The 17,204-nt window shown below is 71.0% G+C and carries 13 protein-coding genes; 9 read left to right on the top strand and 4 right to left on the bottom strand.

All coding sequences use genetic code 11. From position 1 onward, the window contains the following. Position 1: 1 nt before the first annotated feature. The gene (sufD, locus tag ACWGO8_RS17435; RefSeq protein ID WP_452044240.1) at positions 2-1,171 is read right to left on the bottom strand and encodes a Fe-S cluster assembly protein SufD; all 1,170 of its coding nucleotides are present in this window, start codon (positions 1,169-1,171) and stop codon (positions 2-4) included. 14 nt (positions 1,172-1,185) lie between these two features. After that, complete coding sequence (gene sufB, locus ACWGO8_RS17430; RefSeq protein ID WP_452044239.1) at positions 1,186-2,604, bottom strand: Fe-S cluster assembly protein SufB; 1,419 nt, start codon at positions 2,602-2,604, stop codon at positions 1,186-1,188. A gap of 251 nt (positions 2,605-2,855) precedes the next feature. Here sufB and ACWGO8_RS17425 point away from each other — a divergent pair, with 251 nt between their 5' ends. Both ACWGO8_RS17425 and ACWGO8_RS17420 read left to right on the top strand, forming a co-directional pair. Continuing rightward, entirely contained in the window at positions 2,856-3,782 is a 927-nt protein-coding gene (locus ACWGO8_RS17425; protein ID WP_452044238.1) for a COX15/CtaA family protein, read from the top strand. Continuing rightward, positions 3,779-4,378, top strand: a complete 600-nt coding sequence (locus tag ACWGO8_RS17420) for a gamma carbonic anhydrase family protein (RefSeq protein WP_452044237.1) — start codon at positions 3,779-3,781, stop codon at positions 4,376-4,378. The genes ACWGO8_RS17425 and ACWGO8_RS17420 overlap by 4 nt, the downstream gene beginning before the upstream one ends. On the opposite strand, the gene ACWGO8_RS17415 is transcribed toward ACWGO8_RS17420, so the two are convergent. After that, on the bottom strand, positions 4,375-7,266 hold the full coding sequence (locus tag ACWGO8_RS17415; RefSeq protein ID WP_452044236.1) for a helix-turn-helix transcriptional regulator: 2,892 nt from the start codon (positions 7,264-7,266) through the stop codon (positions 4,375-4,377). The genes ACWGO8_RS17420 and ACWGO8_RS17415 overlap by 4 nt on opposite strands. A gap of 137 nt (positions 7,267-7,403) precedes the next feature. On the opposite strand from ACWGO8_RS17415, the gene ACWGO8_RS17410 reads away from it, so the two are divergent. Beyond that, positions 7,404-7,646, top strand: coding sequence for a hypothetical protein (locus tag ACWGO8_RS17410; RefSeq protein ID WP_452044235.1), 243 nt, complete (start codon positions 7,404-7,406; stop codon positions 7,644-7,646). 139 nt (positions 7,647-7,785) lie between these two features. On the opposite strand, the gene ACWGO8_RS17405 is transcribed toward ACWGO8_RS17410, so the two are convergent. Continuing rightward, positions 7,786-8,709 (bottom strand): heme o synthase, encoded by a 924-nt coding sequence (locus ACWGO8_RS17405; protein ID WP_452044234.1) that lies wholly within the window; start codon positions 8,707-8,709, stop codon positions 7,786-7,788. Between the two features lie 320 nt (positions 8,710-9,029). Here ACWGO8_RS17405 and tkt point away from each other — a divergent pair, with 320 nt between their 5' ends. From tkt to pgl, 6 genes are read left to right on the top strand one after another with little or no spacing between them, the layout of a single operon-like run. Then, on the top strand, positions 9,030-11,120 hold the full coding sequence (tkt, locus tag ACWGO8_RS17400) for a transketolase (RefSeq protein WP_452044233.1): 2,091 nt from the start codon (positions 9,030-9,032) through the stop codon (positions 11,118-11,120). Positions 11,121-11,144: 24 nt separating this feature from the next. Continuing rightward, positions 11,145-12,272, top strand: coding sequence for a transaldolase (tal, locus tag ACWGO8_RS17395; RefSeq protein ID WP_452044232.1), 1,128 nt, complete (start codon positions 11,145-11,147; stop codon positions 12,270-12,272). After that, a complete protein-coding gene (locus ACWGO8_RS17390) occupies positions 12,269-13,873 on the top strand; it encodes a glucose-6-phosphate isomerase (protein WP_452044231.1) in 1,605 nt (534 codons plus the stop codon). Before tal ends, ACWGO8_RS17390 begins: the two co-directional genes overlap by 4 nt. A 17-nt stretch (positions 13,874-13,890) precedes the next feature. Then, the gene (zwf, locus tag ACWGO8_RS17385) at positions 13,891-15,432 is read left to right on the top strand and encodes a glucose-6-phosphate dehydrogenase (protein WP_452044230.1); all 1,542 of its coding nucleotides are present in this window, start codon (positions 13,891-13,893) and stop codon (positions 15,430-15,432) included. Next, positions 15,429-16,388, top strand: a complete 960-nt coding sequence (locus ACWGO8_RS17380) for a glucose-6-phosphate dehydrogenase assembly protein OpcA (protein ID WP_452044229.1) — start codon at positions 15,429-15,431, stop codon at positions 16,386-16,388. Before zwf ends, ACWGO8_RS17380 begins: the two co-directional genes overlap by 4 nt. Next, a complete protein-coding gene (gene pgl / locus ACWGO8_RS17375; RefSeq protein WP_452044228.1) occupies positions 16,385-17,155 on the top strand; it encodes a 6-phosphogluconolactonase in 771 nt (256 codons plus the stop codon). Before ACWGO8_RS17380 ends, pgl begins: the two co-directional genes overlap by 4 nt. Positions 17,156-17,204: the final 49 nt, after the last annotated feature.

Below are 17,204 nucleotides of genomic sequence, written 5' to 3'. Positions count from 1 at the left end.
GTCAGCGCCCTTCCAGTTCAGCCTCGATCGCGGCGACGAGCCGCTCTTCGAGGTCAGCCGAGCCGATCTTCTGGACGATCTCGGTGAGGAAGCCGCGCACCACGAGCCGGCGCGCCTCGTCCTCGCGGATGCCGCGGGCCATCAGGTAGAAGAGCTGCTCGTCGTCGAAGCGACCGGTCGCGCTGGCGTGCCCGGCCCCCTCGATGTCGCCGGTCTCGATCTCGAGGTTCGGCACGCTGTCGGCACGAGTGCCGTCGGTGAGCACGAGGTTGCGGTTCTGCTCGTAGCTGTCGGTGCCGACCGCAGCATTGCCGATGAGGACGTCGCCGACCCAGACCGTGCGAGCGCCCGCGCCCTGCAGCGCACCCTTGTAGGTCACGCGAGAGCGGGTGTGCGGGGCGTCGTGGTGCACGAAGACCTGCTGCTCGAGGTGCTGGCCGGCGTCGGCGAAGTAGAGGCCGAGCGCCTCGACGTCGGAGCCCTGCTCGGCGAGGTGCGTCGACGGGTTCACCCGCACGACCTTGCCGCCGAGGGAGACCACGATGTGCTTGAGGAACGAGTCGCGCCCGAGCCGCGCGAAGTGGCTCGCCAGGTGCACCGCGTCGTCGTCCCACTCCTGGAGCGAGACGACCGTGAGCGAGGCGCCCTCGCCGACGACGATCTCCACGTTCTCGGAGAGGCGGGCGGCGCCCGTGCCGCGAAGCACCACGAGCCCGCGACTGTTGGGCGCGGCCTCGATCACGGTGTGCGCGCCGCGCGGCTGGTCGCCGAGGCCCTGGCGGGTGACGGCGGCGACCTTCTCATCCTCGCCCGCGACGGTGATGAGCAGGGCCTCGCCGAAGCTGCTCCACGCGTTCGCGGACGCACGCTCCTCGGGAATGCCGGTGCGACCGACGCGGGCGTCGTCGCGTGCGATCCAGGTGACGTCGACGCCCGCGACATCCGCCGTCTCGATCTCGACGCGCGAGCCGTCGAGCGGCCCGCCCGTGAGGTCGGCGAACGCCGCGACGGGCGAGAGCTTCCACTCGTGCTCGCGCCCGGTGACGGGCTCGAAATCACCGACGTCCACCGATCGGAAGCGCTCGGACCGCGTCTGCACGGGAACGAACGCGCCGTCGGAGTGCGGGCGGAAGCCGTGCTGCTCGGCCGTGGGCATGGCTGTGCTGGTCATCTGTGCGGTCATTCTCAGCCGACGCTGCCTTCCATGCCCATCTCGATGAGCTTGTTGAGTTCCATCGCGTACTCCATGGGGAGCTCTCGCGCGATGGGCTCGATGAAGCCGCGCACGATCATCGCCATGGCCTCGTCCTCAGGGAGACCGCGGGACATGAGGTAGAAGAGCTGCTCCTCGCTGACCTTCGAGACCGTCGCCTCATGGCCGAGGTGCACGTCGTCGACGCGGATGTCGATGGCCGGGTACGTGTCGGAGCGGGAGATCGTGTCGACCAGGAGGGCGTCGCAACGCACGGTGTTCGCCGAGTGGTGCGCGTTCGCGTCCACCCGGACCTCGCCGCGGTAGCCGGCTCGTCCGCCTCCGCGCGCGATCGACTTGGAGACGATCGACGACTGCGTGTACGGCGCCATGTGGATCATCTTGGCGCCGGCGTCCTGGTGCTGGCCCGGGCCTGCGAAGGCCACCGAGAGGGTCTCGCCCTTGGCGTGCTCGCCCATGAGGAAGATCGACGGGTACTTCATCGTGACCTTCGAGCCGATGTTGCCGTCGATCCACTCCATGGTGGCGCCCTCGGCGGCGGTGGCCCGCTTCGTGACGAGGTTGTAGACGTTGTTCGACCAGTTCTGGATCGTCGTGTAGCGAACGCGCGCGTTCTTCTTCACGATGATCTCGACGACCGCGGAGTGCAGCGAGTCCGACTTGTAGATCGGCGCCGTGCAGCCCTCGATGTAGTGCACGTAAGAGCCCTCGTCGGCGATGATCAGGGTGCGCTCGAACTGGCCCATGTTCTCGGTGTTGATGCGGAAGTAGGCCTGGAGCGGGATCTCGACGTGCACGCCCGGCGGCACGTAGACGAACGACCCTCCCGACCAGACGGCCGTGTTGAGCGCCGCGAACTTGTTGTCACCTGCCGGGATGACGGTGCCGAAGTACTCCTCGAAGAACTCGGGGTGCTCCCTCAGCGCGGTGTCGGTGTCCATGAAGATCACACCCTGGCGCTCGAGCTCCTCGTTGATCTGGTGGTACACCACCTCGGACTCGTACTGCGCGGCCACGCCGGCGACGAGCCGCTGGCGCTCGGCCTCGGGGATGCCGAGCTTCTCGTAGGTGTTCTTGATGTCGTCGGGCAGGTCTTCCCAGGTCTGGGCCTGCTTCTCGGTGGAGCGGACGAAGTACTTGATGTTGTCGAAGTCGATCTCCGAGAGGTCTGCGCCCCAAGTCGGCATCGGCTTGCGCTCGAAGAGCTGCAGGGCGCGCTGGCGCCGCTGGAGCATCCATTCGGGCTCGGCCTTCAGCGCCGAGATGTCGGCGACGACCTCTGGCGAGATGCCCCGCCTGGCGGATGCGCCGGCGGCGTCGGAGTCGGCCCAGCCGAACTCGTATACGCCGAGCCCTTCCAGCTCGGGGCGGTCGATCAGTACGTCCGTCATGCTCTCCCTCTTCTCCTCCCGTGCAACCGGCTATCAGTCCGGCTCATTCCCCTTGCGAGTCGAGGCACTCGGTGAGTGGGTGATGATGTGCGGGTGGCTCCAGTGCGAACCTAAGATGGCTGGGAACCGCATCGCGCCGTGTCGCGCGCCTCGCGGGGTATCCCCAACCCTTCAAGTCTATAGGGTCGCACTGCCGGCTGGACGGTTCTCCCAGTGCCGTCACAGTCCGACCCGGATCAGGACCGACCAGCGTGAATCGCTTCACCGAGTGGCTGCCCGACCGCGTCGACACGCGCATCCGGGTGTTCGCATGGCTCTCCTTCGCCGTGCAGACGATCATCATCGGCACGGGCGGCGCGGTGCGGCTCACGGGCTCCGGTCTCGGATGCCCCACCTGGCCGACCTGCACGCCCGACTCCCTCGTGCCCACCGAGGAGCTCAGCTACCACTCGCTCATCGAGTTCGGGAACCGCATGATGACGGGCGTCGTCGGCATCGTCGCGCTCGTGCTGTTCGTGCTCGTGTGGCGCATCCGCCGCGAGCGCCGCGACCTGTTCGTGCTCGCGTTCATCGTGGGCGCTGGCGTCGTCGCGCAGGCCATCGTGGGCGGCATCACGGTGTGGACGGGACTCAACCCGTTCATCGTCGGCTTCCACTACGTGTCGTCGCTGCTGCTCGTGTGCGTGTGCGCCGCGTTCATCGTGCGCATGGACGCGACTCCCGGTCCCCGTGAGCTCGCCGTGCCCGGCTGGTACGCGGGGCTCACGCACGCCACGACGGGCGTCCTCGCGCTCACCATCGTGTTCGGCATCCTGACGACGGGCGCCGGCCCGCACTCCGGGGATGCCGCGGCCGGCCGCAACGGCTTCGAGGCCGAGCTGCTCGAGCACGTGCACGCCTGGCCGGGCTACGCCCTCCTCGCCCTCACCGTGGCGCTGCTGATCGGCGCGTGGCGCCTGCGGCTGCCGACCCTCCGCTGGACGGTCGTGCTCCTCGCCGCCGAGCTGGTGCAGATCGCCGTGGGGCTCTACCAGGCGCGCAACGGCCTCCCGCCGCTCGCGGTCGGCGTGCACATGGTGCTCGCGGCGCTCACCGCCTCCACGATGACGGTGGTCGTGCTGCGGCTCAAGCGTCCCGTTCCGGCCGATCGGCCGGTGGAGGCATCCGTCGGCGCATGATCGTCGAGCATCGCGGCCGCACGCCGCGCATCGATCCCTCGGCCACGGTGGCGCCCGGGGCGATCGTCTCGGGCGACGTGGTGGTCGAGGCCGGCGCACGCATCCTGCACGGCGCGGTGCTCACCGCCGAGGACGGCGAGGTGCGCATCGGCCGTGAGTCGGTGGTGCTCGAGCACGCCGTGATCCGCGGCCGTGCGAGGCATCCGGCCGTGGTCGGATCGCACGTCATGGTGGGCCCGCACGCGCACGTCAACGGCGCGACCGTCGGCGATCGGGCCTTCATCGCGACGGGCGCATCGCTGTTTCCGGGCGCGGTCGTCGGCGAACGCGCGGAGGTGCGCGTGAACGGCGTCGTGCAGGTGAACACGGCGCTCGAGCCCGGCGCGGTCGTGCCCATCGGGTGGGTGGCGGTCGGCTCCCCCGCGCGGATCCTCTCCCCCGACCGGCACGAGGAGATCTGGGCCATCCAGCAGGCGCTCGACTTCCCGGGCACGGTCTACGGCGTCGATCGCGGCGCGGGCATGGACGAGCTCATGCGTCGGCAATCGGTGTTCTACTCGGCCCACGACGGCGACCGGGTGATCGACGTCGACTAAGTGCGGGCCACGCCCTCGTCGGTCACCCGGTGGACCAGGCGTGCGAGTTCCACGCGATTCGCGGTGCCGGTCTTCGCGAGCAGGTGCGAGACGTGGGTGCTCACGGTCTTCTCGCTGATCACGAGGGTTCGCGCGATCTCGGAGTAGGTGCGCCCGACCGCGATGAGATCGAGCACCTCCCGCTCGCGTTCGGTGAGGCCGGGCAGAGCAGACGGCCCAGCGGATGCCGCGGCGCCCGGCTCCTCGATCGGCACGCGTGCTCGGGCGGCGAGGTCGAGCAACTCGCCCTCCACCGGCTTCGCGCCCAGGCGGCGTGCGAGGGCGAGCCCGCTGCGGAGCATCTCGGCGCCCGCCTGGCGGTCGTGGCCACGGCCAAGCAGCGCCTCCGCTGCGCGCCAGCGACAGTAGGCCTCCTCCCACGGGAGGCTCGCGATCGAGCAGGCCTCGACCGCGTCCGTCCACCGGGCGGCCGCGCCCTCGTCGGCCCGGGCACGGGCTTGCTCGGCGAGGTACATGCCGTCGAGGGCCGCCACCTGCCGTCGCGCCAGTTCGGTCCAGGTGCCGACGTCCTCGATGATGTGCGGGAATCGCTCGACGAGCCGGTCGAGCATGGCGAGCACGTCGTCGTCGGGTCGGCCTCGATCCCTCGCGGACTGCGCGAGCTCGGCGAGGCCGCGTGCCGCGAACGGCAGCAGCCATTCGGCCATGGTCGGCGGAGTCCCGCGATCCACGGCGCCCTGGAGCGCGGCCTCGTAGGCGCCGAGGGGGTCGCCGGCTGCGAGCCGCACCTCCGCGCGGACCGCGTCGTACTCGATGGCGAGGAACGCGGATCCATCCACGACGAGCTCCTCCACGCGCAGGAGGTGACCCTCGGCCTCCCCCTGTCGGCCCTGGAGGACCGCGAGCCGTGCGGCGGCCAGTCGGGCCTCGACGTCACCGAGCGGACCGGGGTCGGAACCCAGCGCCACGCGCAGCCGCGCATCGGCCTCGCGCCAGTCCCCGCTCGTCAGGCGGGAGAGCGCCTCGGCGGCCGAGAGCCACGCGATGTAGGGGTGCGGACCACCGTGCGCCTCCAGCTCGAGCCGGCGCTCCCGCATCCGCAGCGCGTACGTCTCGCTCGCCCAGGTCTCGACCGCGTTCGCCTCCCACATCGCCGCATGCACGAACGCCCACCAGGCGCGCGCGTCCAAGGCGGGCGCGAGCGCCGCGCGCCCCAGCTCGGCCCCGACGACGTTGTCCTCCACGAAGTCCGCGGCCATCGATCCGGCCGAGAGCGCGATCGACAGCGCCTCGGCATCACCTGCCCTGCGGGCGATCTCGATCGCCGTCCGCGCGTGCGTGCGCGCCTGCGGATCACCGCTCCAGAGCTCCGCGTGCGCGAGCTCCGCGAGCGCCAGCGCGTACTCCGGGCTCGCCGTGTCGGTCGACGCGAGCCGGACGGCCTCCCGCATCTGGTCGACCTCGATGAAGGACAGCCCGCGCATGAAGCGCAGGTGCATGCGCCGGACGCGGAGCTCGGCCGCCACGAGCGGCTCGGCACGCTCGTCGACGCGGGCGAGCAGGGCCTCGACGGCGTCGAGCTCGTCGCCCGTGGCGCCGGAATCGGCGGCCGCCCGCCGGAGGCGCCGAAGCAGGTCGTCGAGCGACGGCACGGCGTCGTCGAGATCCTCGCGCAGGCTGACGGCGCGCCGGAGCAGGCGGAGCTCCTCGGCGCGACCGGCAGCATCGCCCGCCGCGGCGGCGGCGCGCAGTGCCCAGTCGAAGGCGACCCGGGTCTCACCGGCGCGGTACCGGTGATCGGCGATGGCGATCACCGCAGCCGCTGAAGTCGGATCTGCGAGTCGTGCCTCCAGGAGCCCCGCGAACCGACGATGCCATTCGCGCCGTTCGTCCTCCGCGAGCGAGCCCTCGAGCACCTCGGCGTTCATGGGGTGGTGGAACCAGTACGCACCGTCGTCGAGCAGGTCGAGTGTCCCCAGGTCGACCGCTTCGGTGAGGCGGGCGCGGATCGCGTCCACCGACACGTCGGCATCGACCACCTCGGCGAGCTCGCCCGCGTGCATCGCCACGCCGCCCACTGCAAGCACCGTGGCGAGCCGGCGCGTCTCGGGAGTGAGGCGGAACCATGCCTGCAGGACCGCTGAACTGAGGTCGGCGGGGAACGTCTCGGGCGCGGCCCGCGCGTCCGCGGACAGCCCCGCGACCATGAGACGGGTGAAGTAGGGGTTGCCTCGGGTGCGACCGTGCACGTCGTCGATCAACGACTGATGCGGAACCGCGCCGAGCAGCGCCTGCAGCTGCTCGGCGGTGCCCGCACGGTCGAGCGGGTCGAGTGCGAGCTCGGACACACGGGGCAGTCGGCGGATGTCCGCGAGCCAGCGCTGCAGCGGATGCCCGAGGCCCACCTCGCCCGCGCGGAGGGTCGCGATCACGCTCAGACGGCGTCGTGCCGGGCCTGCGATGACGTACATCAGCGCATCGAGCGTCGACTGGTCAGCCCACTGCACATCGTCGACGACGAGGACGACCGGCCGGTCCCGACACCTCCCGCCGAGCCAGGCGTCGAACCGGACGGTGAGCTCGCGATCGTCGCCGTCGAGCTCGATCGCGGTCCCGTCATCCTCATCGTCCATGGCACGGAGGGCGCCACGGATCGGCATCAACGGAATCGACATCGACGTGAGCGGCAGGCAGGCGCCGAAGATCGTCAGCGCTCGGCGGCCCTTCGAGCACGCATGCGCGACCAGCGCCGTCTTTCCCACGCCGGCGTCGCCCGAAACGACGAGCGCCTGAGCCTCCTCGGCAGCGGATCGTTCGAGGAGCCCCCTGATGGTCCCGAGTTCACGCTCGCGGCCGACGAACACCGGCGACGACGGCTCGGGTGGCATGGCTACGATCCCAGTCTGGCACCGCTGCGCCCACGGATCTCAGGATGTTCCGCCCCCATCTCAGGGGTCGCACCCGATTCGGCCCACCCGTCCGAAGCGGAGGGTGGTGCCGTCCGATTCCCTGAAAGGCAAGGATCATGTCCACCGCACGCACCGTCGGCGCATCCCTCTTCATCGCCGCGTTCCTCACGACGGCCATCGCCGCCCCCGCATCCGCCCGTCCCGAGGCTGCGCCCGCCGCGCCGTCCGTGCAGTCGCACGGGTTCGGCGAGTGCTCCCTGCAGCGCATCGACGACCAGTTCGTCCGCTGCGACGACCTGAGCGGTGCCGGCGTCAGGGCCCCATCCTGGATCCCCGAGCAGCAACCACGCTTCTTCTGAGGAGTACGCATCTTCTGACGGGTGCGCCGGACGTGGACCGGCGCGCCCGTCTCGTGTCAGCGCGACGACGCACCGCGAGGTGGGGTCGTGCATCCGACGGCGGTGCGCCGGGTCAGGGACGGCGCACCGTCCCTCCGGCTCAGAACGGCAGCAGCGGGTCGATCCCGATCGCGAGGAACAGGAGCGAGAGGTACGCGATCGACCCGTGGAACACGCGCATCGGCGAGACCTGCTCGTGGCGGATCGCGAGGTTGTAGAGGCGGTGCGTCTCGTAGACGAACCAGATGCCCGTCACGACGGCGACCGTCGAGTAGAGCAGGCCCATGCCCGCGACGGGGATGAGCAGCAGTGAGCACGCCACCGTCGCCCACGCGTAGAGGATCACCTGCAGGCCGACCTGGGCGCGCCCGCGCACTACGGCGAGCATGGGCACGCCCGCCGCGGCGTAGTCGTCCTTGTACTTCATCGAGAGCGGCCAGTAGTGCGGCGGCGTCCACAGGAAGATGATGAGGAACAGGATGAACGGCGTCCAGCTCAGGCTGCCGGTCACCGCGGCCCAGCCGATGAGCACGGGCATGCAGCCGGCGACGCCACCCCAGACGATGTTCTGCGACGTGCGGCGCTTGAGGATGAGGCTGTAGAAGACGACGTAGAGCAGGATCGCGGCGAGCGAGAGCAGTGCGGCGAGCCAGTTGGTGAAGACCCAGAGCCAGAAGATGGATGCCGCGCCGAGGCCGTAGGCGAAGACGAGCGCCTCGCGGTCGGTGAGCTCGCCGGTGACCAGCGGGCGCCCGCGCGTGCGGCGCATGACCCGGTCGATGTCGCGGTCGATGTAGCAGTTGAACGCCCCGGCCGAGCCGGCGCTCATCGCGCCGCCGATGAGGGTGGCGACGAGCAGCCAGAGGTTCGGGAGCCCGTTCTGGGCCAGGATCATGGTCGGTGCGGTGACCACGAGCAGCAGCTCGATGACGCGCGGCTTGGTGAGGGCGAGGTAGGCGGCGAGCTTCCGCCGTACCGTCATCGACGGGCGCGACTCGCGCGTGTGTACGGCTGCTGCCTGCATCGTTCCTCTTCTGGGCACGGGTGTCTCGACCACTCCCCGTGCGGCCTCCATCGATTCTAGGTCATGCCCGCGCGAGGGTGCATGGAATGCGCTTTCCGCCTCACATCACGCGGAGCGACGTGTGAGTCACAGCCCGTCACACATGGCCCGAAATCCATATACTGAGGAATGCGCGCCCGGCTTCGCGGGTTCGACCCAGAGGGCGTCTCGCCAGGCTGCCGGTCGAATCCGTCGCCCGGGCGGAACCGCGCCGCAACGTCCTCGGCGGGTCGGGGCCGGTCGGTTCCCGACGCCGTCACGATCGGAAGGAACATCACCTCGTGGCAACTCTGCAGTGGGAACCCATCGACGATCGCGCGGTCGACACGGCGCGCGTCCTCGCGGCCGACGCCGTCGAGAAGGTCGGGAACGGGCACCCCGGCACCGCGATGAGCCTGGCGCCCGCGGCCTACCTCCTCTTCCAGAAGGTCATGCGCCGCGACCCGGCCGACCACACGTGGCTCGGACGCGACCGCTTCATCCTCTCCGCGGGCCACAGCTCGCTCACGCAGTACGTGCAGCTGTACCTCGCGGGCGACGGCCTCGAGCTCGACGACCTCGAGTCGCTCCGCACCTGGGGCTCCAAGACCCCGGGCCACCCCGAGTACGGCCACACCGCGGGCGTCGAGATCACGACCGGTCCGCTCGGCCAGGGGCTCTCGTCGGCCGTCGGCTTCGCCTACGCCTCGCGCTACGAGCGCGGCCTCTTCGACCCCGAGGCGGCAGCGGGCACGAGCCCGTTCGACCACTTCGTCTACGTGATCGCCAGCGACGGCGACCTGGAGGAGGGCGTGACGAGCGAGGCATCCTCGCTCGCCGGTCACCAGCAGCTCGGCAACCTCGTGGTGATCTACGACTCGAACCAGATCTCGATCGAGGACGACACCGACATCGCCTTCACGGAAGACGTCGCCAAGCGCTACGAGGCGTACGGCTGGCACGTGCAGACCGTCGACTGGAAGAAGACCGGGCAGTACGTCGAGGACGTCGCCGAGCTGCACCGTGCGGTCGAGGCGGCCAAGGGCGAGACCTCGAAGCCGTCGATCATCATCCTGAAGACCATCATCGGCTGGCCGAGCCCCGGCAAGCAGAACACCGGCAAGATCCACGGCTCCGCGCTCGGCGCGGCCGAGCTCGCCGCCACCAAGGAGGTGCTCGGCTTCGACCCCGAGCAGAGCTTCGTCGTCGCCGACGACGTCATCGAGCACACCCGCGGCGCCCTCGAGCGCGGCGCCGCCGCACGCGCCGAATGGCAGGTCGGGTTCGACGCGTGGGCCGAGGCGAACCCCGAGCGCAAGGCGCTCCTCGACCGCCTCGAGGCGGGCGAGCTGCCCGCCGGCATCGAGTCGGTGCTGCCGGCGTTCGAGGGTGGCACCGAGGTGTCCACGCGCGCGGCATCCGGCAAGGTCATCAACGCCCTCGCGGCCGAGCTGCCCGAGTTCTGGGGCGGATCGGCCGACCTCGCGGAGTCGAACCTCACGACCATCAACGACGCGGCCTCGTTCATCCCGACCGAGTGGTCGACGCACGAGTTCGCCGGCAACCCCTACGGCCGCGTGCTCCACTTCGGCATCCGCGAGCACGCGATGGCCGCGATCGTCAACGGCATCGTGCTGCACGGCCCGACGCGTCCGTTCGGCGGCACCTTCCTGATCTTCAGCGACTACATGCGCCCGGCGGTCCGCCTGTCCGCGCTCATGAACATCCCGTCGATCTTCGTCTGGACGCACGACTCCGTGGCGCTCGGCGAGGACGGCCCGACGCACCAGCCGATCGAGCAGCTCGCGACGCTCCGCGCCATCCCGAACTTCACGGTCGTGCGACCCGCCGACGCGAACGAGGTCGCGGTCGCCTGGCTCGAGGTCCTGAAGCGTCGCGGCGGCCCGGTCGGCCTCGCGCTGACCCGCCAGAACATCCCCGTGTTCGAGCGCGGCGAGGGCGCGGCATCCGGCGACACGCTCGCCTCGGCCGACGGCGTCGTGAAGGGCGCCTACGTGCTCGCCGAGGCACCGTCGGGCGAGCCCGACGTGATCCTCATCGCCACGGGCTCCGAGGTGCAGCTCGCCGTCGCGGCGCGCGAGCGCCTTGCCGAGGAGGGCGTCCAGGCGCGCGTCGTGTCGGCCCCGAGCCTCGAGTGGTTCGAGCAGCAGGACGCCGAGTACCGCGAGTCCGTGCTGCCGTCGTCGGTCACCGCCCGCGTCTCCGTCGAGGCCGGCATCGCCCTCACGTGGCGTCCCTACCTCGGCGACCGCGGCCGCAGCGTGTCGATCGAGCACTTCGGCGCCTCCGCCGACTACAAGACCCTGTTCCGCGAGTTCGGCATCACCACCGATGCCGTCGTCGCCGCCGCCAAGGATTCGCTCGCCGCCTGACGGGCGAGAAGGAGAATGACCAGCATGGCCACGCAGACCCAGTCCACCCAGACCCCGACCGAGGCCCTCTCCGAGGCCGGCGTCAGCATCTGGCTCGACGACCTGTCCCGCGAGCGCATCACGTCGGGCGGACTCGCCCGGCTGATCGCCGACCGCAACGTCGTGGGCGTCACCACGAACCCGACGATCTTCGCGGGCGCCCTCTCGAAGGGAGACGCCTACGCCGAGCAGCTGCACGCCCTCGCGGCGGCCGGCGCCGACGTCGACACGGCGGTGTTCGAGACCACGACGAACGACGTCCGCGACGCCGCCGACATCTTCCGGCCGGTGTACGACGCGACCGGCGGCTACGACGGCCGCGTGTCGATCGAGGTCGCTCCCGACCTCGCGCACGACACGAAGGCGACCATCGAGCAGGCGCACGCGCTCTGGGAGAAGGTCGACCGCCCGAACGTCATGATCAAGATCCCCGCGACGATCGAGGGCCTCGACGCGATCACCGCCGCCATCGGCGCCGGCATCAGCGTGAACGTGACGCTGATCTTCAGCCTCGACCGGTACCGCGAGGTCATCAACGCCTACCTCGCAGGCCTCGAGCAGGCCAAGGCGGCGGGCATCGAACTCTCCACGATCCACTCGGTCGCGTCGTTCTTCGTGTCCCGCGTGGACACCGAGATCGACAAGCGCCTCACCGCCATCGGCACCGACGAGGCCCTCGCCCTGAAGAGCAAGGCCGGCGTCGCGAACGCGCAGCTCGCGTACGAGCTGTACGAGGAGGCGTTCGCGTCCGACCGGGCCGCGGCGCTGCTGGCCGCAGGGGCGAACCGGCAGCGCCCGCTCTGGGCGTCGACGGGCGTGAAGGACCCGGCCCTGCCCGACACGCTGTACGTGGTCGAGCTGGTCGCCCAGGGCGTGGTGAACACGATGCCCGAGAAGACCCTCGAGGCCACCTTCGACCACGGCGAGGTCCGCGGCGACACCGTCACCGGGTCGTACGCGCAGGCCGGTGCCGTGCTCGACGCGCTCGCGAGCGTGGGCGTCGACTACGACGACGTCACCGCCGTGCTCGAGCGCGAGGGCGTGGAGAAGTTCATCGTGTCCTGGCACGAGCTGCTCGACACCGTGCGCACCGCACTGGAGGCGGCCCGATGAGCTTCCGCATCTCGGTCAGCGGCGCGGCCGCCGACGCCGTCCGGCGCACCGTGCCGGGCCTCGTGTCCGACCTCGTCGCCAGCGGCATCACCGCGCAGGACCCCGAGCTCTGGGGTCCGGCGGCCGAGGAGGAGGCCGCGAAGCGCCTCGGCTGGACCGAGGCGGTCGCCGTGTCGCGCCCGCTCGTGCCCGAGATCGAGGCACTCCGCGAGCAGCTCGAGGCCGACGGCGTCTCCCACATCGTGCTTGCGGGCATGGGCGGCTCGTCGCTCGCACCCGAGGTCATCACGCGCACCGCGCGCGTCGAGCTCACCGTGCTCGACTCGACCGAGCCGGGCCAGGTGCGCGCGGCGCTCGCCGACCGTCTCGCCGAGTCCGCCCTCGTCGTCTCGTCGAAGTCGGGTTCCACGGCCGAGACCGACAGCCAGCGCCGGGTCTACGAGCAGGCGTTCCGCGACGCGGGCATCGACCCGACCACGCGCATCGTCGTCGTGACCGACCCCGGTTCGCCGCTCGACGAGTCGGCGCGCGCCGCCGGCTACCGCGTCTTCAACGCCGACCCGAACGTGGGCGGCCGCTACTCCGCGCTGACCGCATTCGGCCTCGTGCCTTCCGGCCTCGCGGGCGTCGACATCGCCGAGGTCCTCGACGAGGCCGAGACGATCGAGCTGTCGCTCGCGATCGACAGCCCCGAGAACCCGGGCCTCGTGCTCGGCGCCGCGATCGCGGCCACCGTGCCGCTGCGCGACAAGCTCGCGATCGTCGCCGACGGCACCCACATCGTCGGCTTCGCCGACTGGGCCGAGCAGCTCATCGCGGAGTCCACAGGCAAGGAGGGCACCGGCATCCTGCCCGTCGTCCTCGACGTGAACTCCCCCGAGCTCACGGCCGACCTGTCCGACGTGCAGATCGTGCGACTCGTCGACGACGCGGGCGACGAGATCTTCCGCGACGACACGCACGGCGAGATCCGCGTCTCCGGCACGCTCGGCGCGCAGCTGCTCGTCTGGGAGTACGCGACGGCGGTCGCGGGTCGCCTGCTCGGCATCAACCCGTTCGACCAGCCCGACGTGGAGTCGGCGAAGATCGCGGCGCGCGGCCTCCTGGACGCACGCCCTGAGCCCGCTCCCGCCGCGTTCGTCGCCGACGGCATCGAGGTCCGCGGCACCCCCGAGGTCATCGGGGCGTCGAGCGACCTCGCCTCGGCCATCGAGGTGCTGCTCGAGGAGCTGCCCGCGAACGGGTACCTCTCGGTCCAGGCCTACGTCGACCGCGTCGCGCACCCCGAGGTCGCCCGCATCCGCGACCTCCTCGCGGCGCGCGCCGGCCGGCCGGTGACCTTCGGCTGGGGTCCCCGGTTCCTGCACTCGACCGGCCAGTTCCACAAGGGCGGCCCCGCGGTCGGCGTGTTCCTGCAGATCACGGAGCACCCCGCCGAGGACCTCGAGATCCCCGAGCGCCCCTTCACCTTCGGCGAGCTCATCGCCGCGCAGGCGTCCGGCGACGCGAGCGTGCTCGCCGACCACGGGCGCCCGGTGCTCACGCTGACGCTGACGGACCCCGCCGCGAACCTCGCGACGCTGTTCGACGCGGTCGGCTGATCCAGGGAGGATCCGCATTGGCTCCGGCAGAGATCTCTGCGCAGCACAACCCGCTGCGCTCCCCCAAGGACTACCGCCTCAACCGGATCGCCGGCCCCTCGAGCCTCATCATCTTCGGGGTGACCGGCGACCTCGCCCGCAAGAAGCTCATGCCGGCGGTCTACGACCTCGCGAACCGGGGGCTCCTGCCGCCCGGCTTCGCGCTCGTCGGGTTCGCGCGCCGCGACTGGGCGGACGAGGACTTCGAGCGGGTGGTGCACGACTCGGTGCAGCAGTACGCCCGCACCGAGTTCCGTGAGGACGTCTGGAAGCAGCTCGCCCGCGGCATCCGCTTCGTGCAGGGCGACTTCGACGACGACGCGGCGTTCGACCGCCTGCGCACCGTCGTCGAGGAGCTCGACCGCGAACGCGGCACGATGGGCAACCACGCGTTCTACCTGTCGATCCCGCCCAAGTCGTTCCCGCTGGTGACCGAGCAGCTCAAGCGCTCGGGCCTCACCGAGCAGAAGGACGGCCAGTGGCGACGCGTCGTCATCGAGAAGCCGTTCGGCAGCGACCTGAAGTCGGCGCGCGAGCTGAACGACGTCGTCGCCTCGGTGTTCCCGCCCGACGCGGTGTTCCGCATCGACCACTACCTCGGCAAGGAGACCGTCCAGAACATCCTGGCGCTCCGGTTCGCGAACCAGCTCTACGAGCCCATCTGGAACGCGAACTACGTCGACCACGTGCAGATCACCATGGCCGAGGACATCGGCGTGGGCGGCCGTGCCGGGTACTACGACGGCATCGGCGCTGCGCGCGACGTCATCCAGAACCACCTGCTGCAGCTGCTCGCGCTCACCGCCATGGAGGAGCCGATCTCGTTCGATGCCGCCGACCTGCGCGCCGAGAAGGAGAAGATCCTCGCGGCCGTGCGCCTGCCCGACGACCTGGCGACGGGCACCGCCCGCGGCCAGTACGCCGGCGGCTGGCAGGGCGGTGAGAAGGTCGTCGGCTTCCTCGACGAGGAGGGCATGAACCCCCACTCGACGACGGAGACGTACGCGGCCATGAAGCTGCTCATCGGCACCCGCCGGTGGGCGGGCGTGCCGTTCTACCTGCGCGCCGGCAAGCGCCTCGGCCGCCGTGTCACCGAGATCGCGGTCGTCTTCAAGCGGGCACCCCAGCAGGTCTTCGCCGACAGCCAGACCTCCGAGCTCGGCCAGAACGCGCTCGTGATCCGGGTGCAGCCCGACGAGGGCGTGACCATCCGGTTCGGCTCGAAGGTGCCAGGCGCCGGCATGCAGGTGCGCGACGTCACGATGGACTTCGGCTACGGCCACGCGTTCACCGAGGCGAGCCCCGAGGCGTACGAGCGGCTCATCCTCGACGTGCTGCTCGGCGACCCGCCGCTCTTCCCCCGCCAGGAGGAGGTCGAGCTGTCGTGGAAGATCCTCGACCCGATCGAGGAGTTCTGGGCCACGCAGGGCCAGCCAGAGCAGTACCGCCCCGGCACCTGGGGACCGAGCTCGGCCGACGAGCTCCTGCACCGCGACGGACGAAGCTGGAGGCGACCGTGATCGTCGAACTGCCCGACACGACGACGAGCCAGGTCTCCAAGACCCTCGTCAAGATCCGCGAGGAGGGCGGCGTCGTCGCCCTCGGCCGCGTGCTGACCCTCGTCATCGCCACCGAGCCCGGCAGCGAGGAGGAGGCGATCGAGGCTGCGAACGACGCGTCCCGCGAGCACCCGATGCGCGTCATCGTGGTCTCGAGCGACCCGGCGGAGGCACCCGACACGGATTCGCGCCTCGACGCGGAGATCCGCGTGGGCGGCGACGCCGGCGCGAGCGAGGTCATCGTCCTCCGCGCACACGGCGACGCCGCCCTTGACGAGGAGAGCCTCGTCATGGGCCTCCTGCTGCCGGATGCCCCGGTGGTCACGTGGTGGCCCGGCCCCTCGCCCGAGGTGCCCGGCCAGTCCCCGCTCGGCCGCATCGCCCACCGTCGCATCACGGATGCCTCGACGAAGCCCGACCCGCAGCACGCGCTGCACGCTTGCGCCTCGAGCTACACCCCCGGCGACGCGGACTTCGCGTGGACGCGCCTCACGCTCTGGCGCGCGCAGCTCGCCGCGGTGCTCGACCAGCCGCCGTACGAGCCCATCACGGCCGTCAAGGTGACGGGGGCGATCGACTCGCCGTCGACCACGCTGCTCGCGGCCTGGCTGCACCTCCAGCTCGACGCGCCGACCAGCTACGAGCTCACGCCCGTCGAGGAGGGCTCGCACGGCATCCACGGCGTGGAGCTGCAGCGCGACGCCGGCACCGTCGAACTCGTGCGCGACACCCCCGGTGTCGCCACGCTGAACCAGCCGGGCCAGCCGACCCATCACGTCGCGCTGCCGCGCCGCAACCTCCGCGACTGCCTCGCCGACGAACTCCGTCGCCTCGACCCCGACGAGTTGTACGGTGAAGTGATCACGAGCGGCCTCTCGCTGCTCGGCGACGCGGAGGCCGAAGGAGTCCATGCATGACGAATGAGCGGCGGGTGCTCGTCCACCCCGACAAGGCATCGCTGGCCGGATCCGTGGCCGCACGGTTCATCACCAAGATGCTCGACATCCTCGACGAGCAGGCCGTCGCGCACGTCGTGCTGACGGGCGGGTCCATGGGCTCGGCGGTGCTCGAGGCGGTGGCGTCCTCGCCCGCGCGCACGACCATCGACTGGTCGCGCGTGCACTTCTGGTGGGGCGACGAGCGCTGGGTACCCGCGGGCGACGCCGATCGCAACGACCTGCAGGCGCAGCAGGCGCTGCTCGACGACCTCGACCTCCCCGACGAGAACGTGCATCCGTTCCCCGCGTCCGACGCCGGCATCGACCTCGACGAGGCGGCGGCGGTGTACGCCGCGGAGCTGTCGGAGCACGGCGTCGACGGGCTGCCGCATCCGATCTTCGACATCACGTTCCTGGGCGTCGGGCCCGACGGCCACATCGCGTCGCTCTTCCCGCACCGCTCGGGCATCCAGGTGACCGACCGCACCGTCATCCCCGTGCGGAACTCACCCAAGCCGCCACCCGAGCGCCTGAGCCTCACGCGCCCGGTGATCAACTCGTCTCAGCGCATCTGGATGGTGCTCGCCGGCGCCGACAAGGCCTCCGCGCTCGGCCTCGCCCTCGCGGGCGCGAGCCGCGACGAGGTGCCGGCCGCCGGCATCAAGGGCCGGCGCCGCACGGTGTTCTTCGTCGACGCCGACGCGGCGGCCGAGGTCCCCGAGTCCCTCATCGCACGCGACTACTGAACCGGGCGGGCGGATGCCGCGAGCATCCGCTCCCGCTCCTTTTTCGGGA

The organism is Agromyces sp. NPDC055661, from assembly GCF_053618135.1.
The sequence above is the reverse complement of the archived record's forward strand: the minus strand, read 5'-3'. Positions and strand labels throughout refer to the sequence as shown.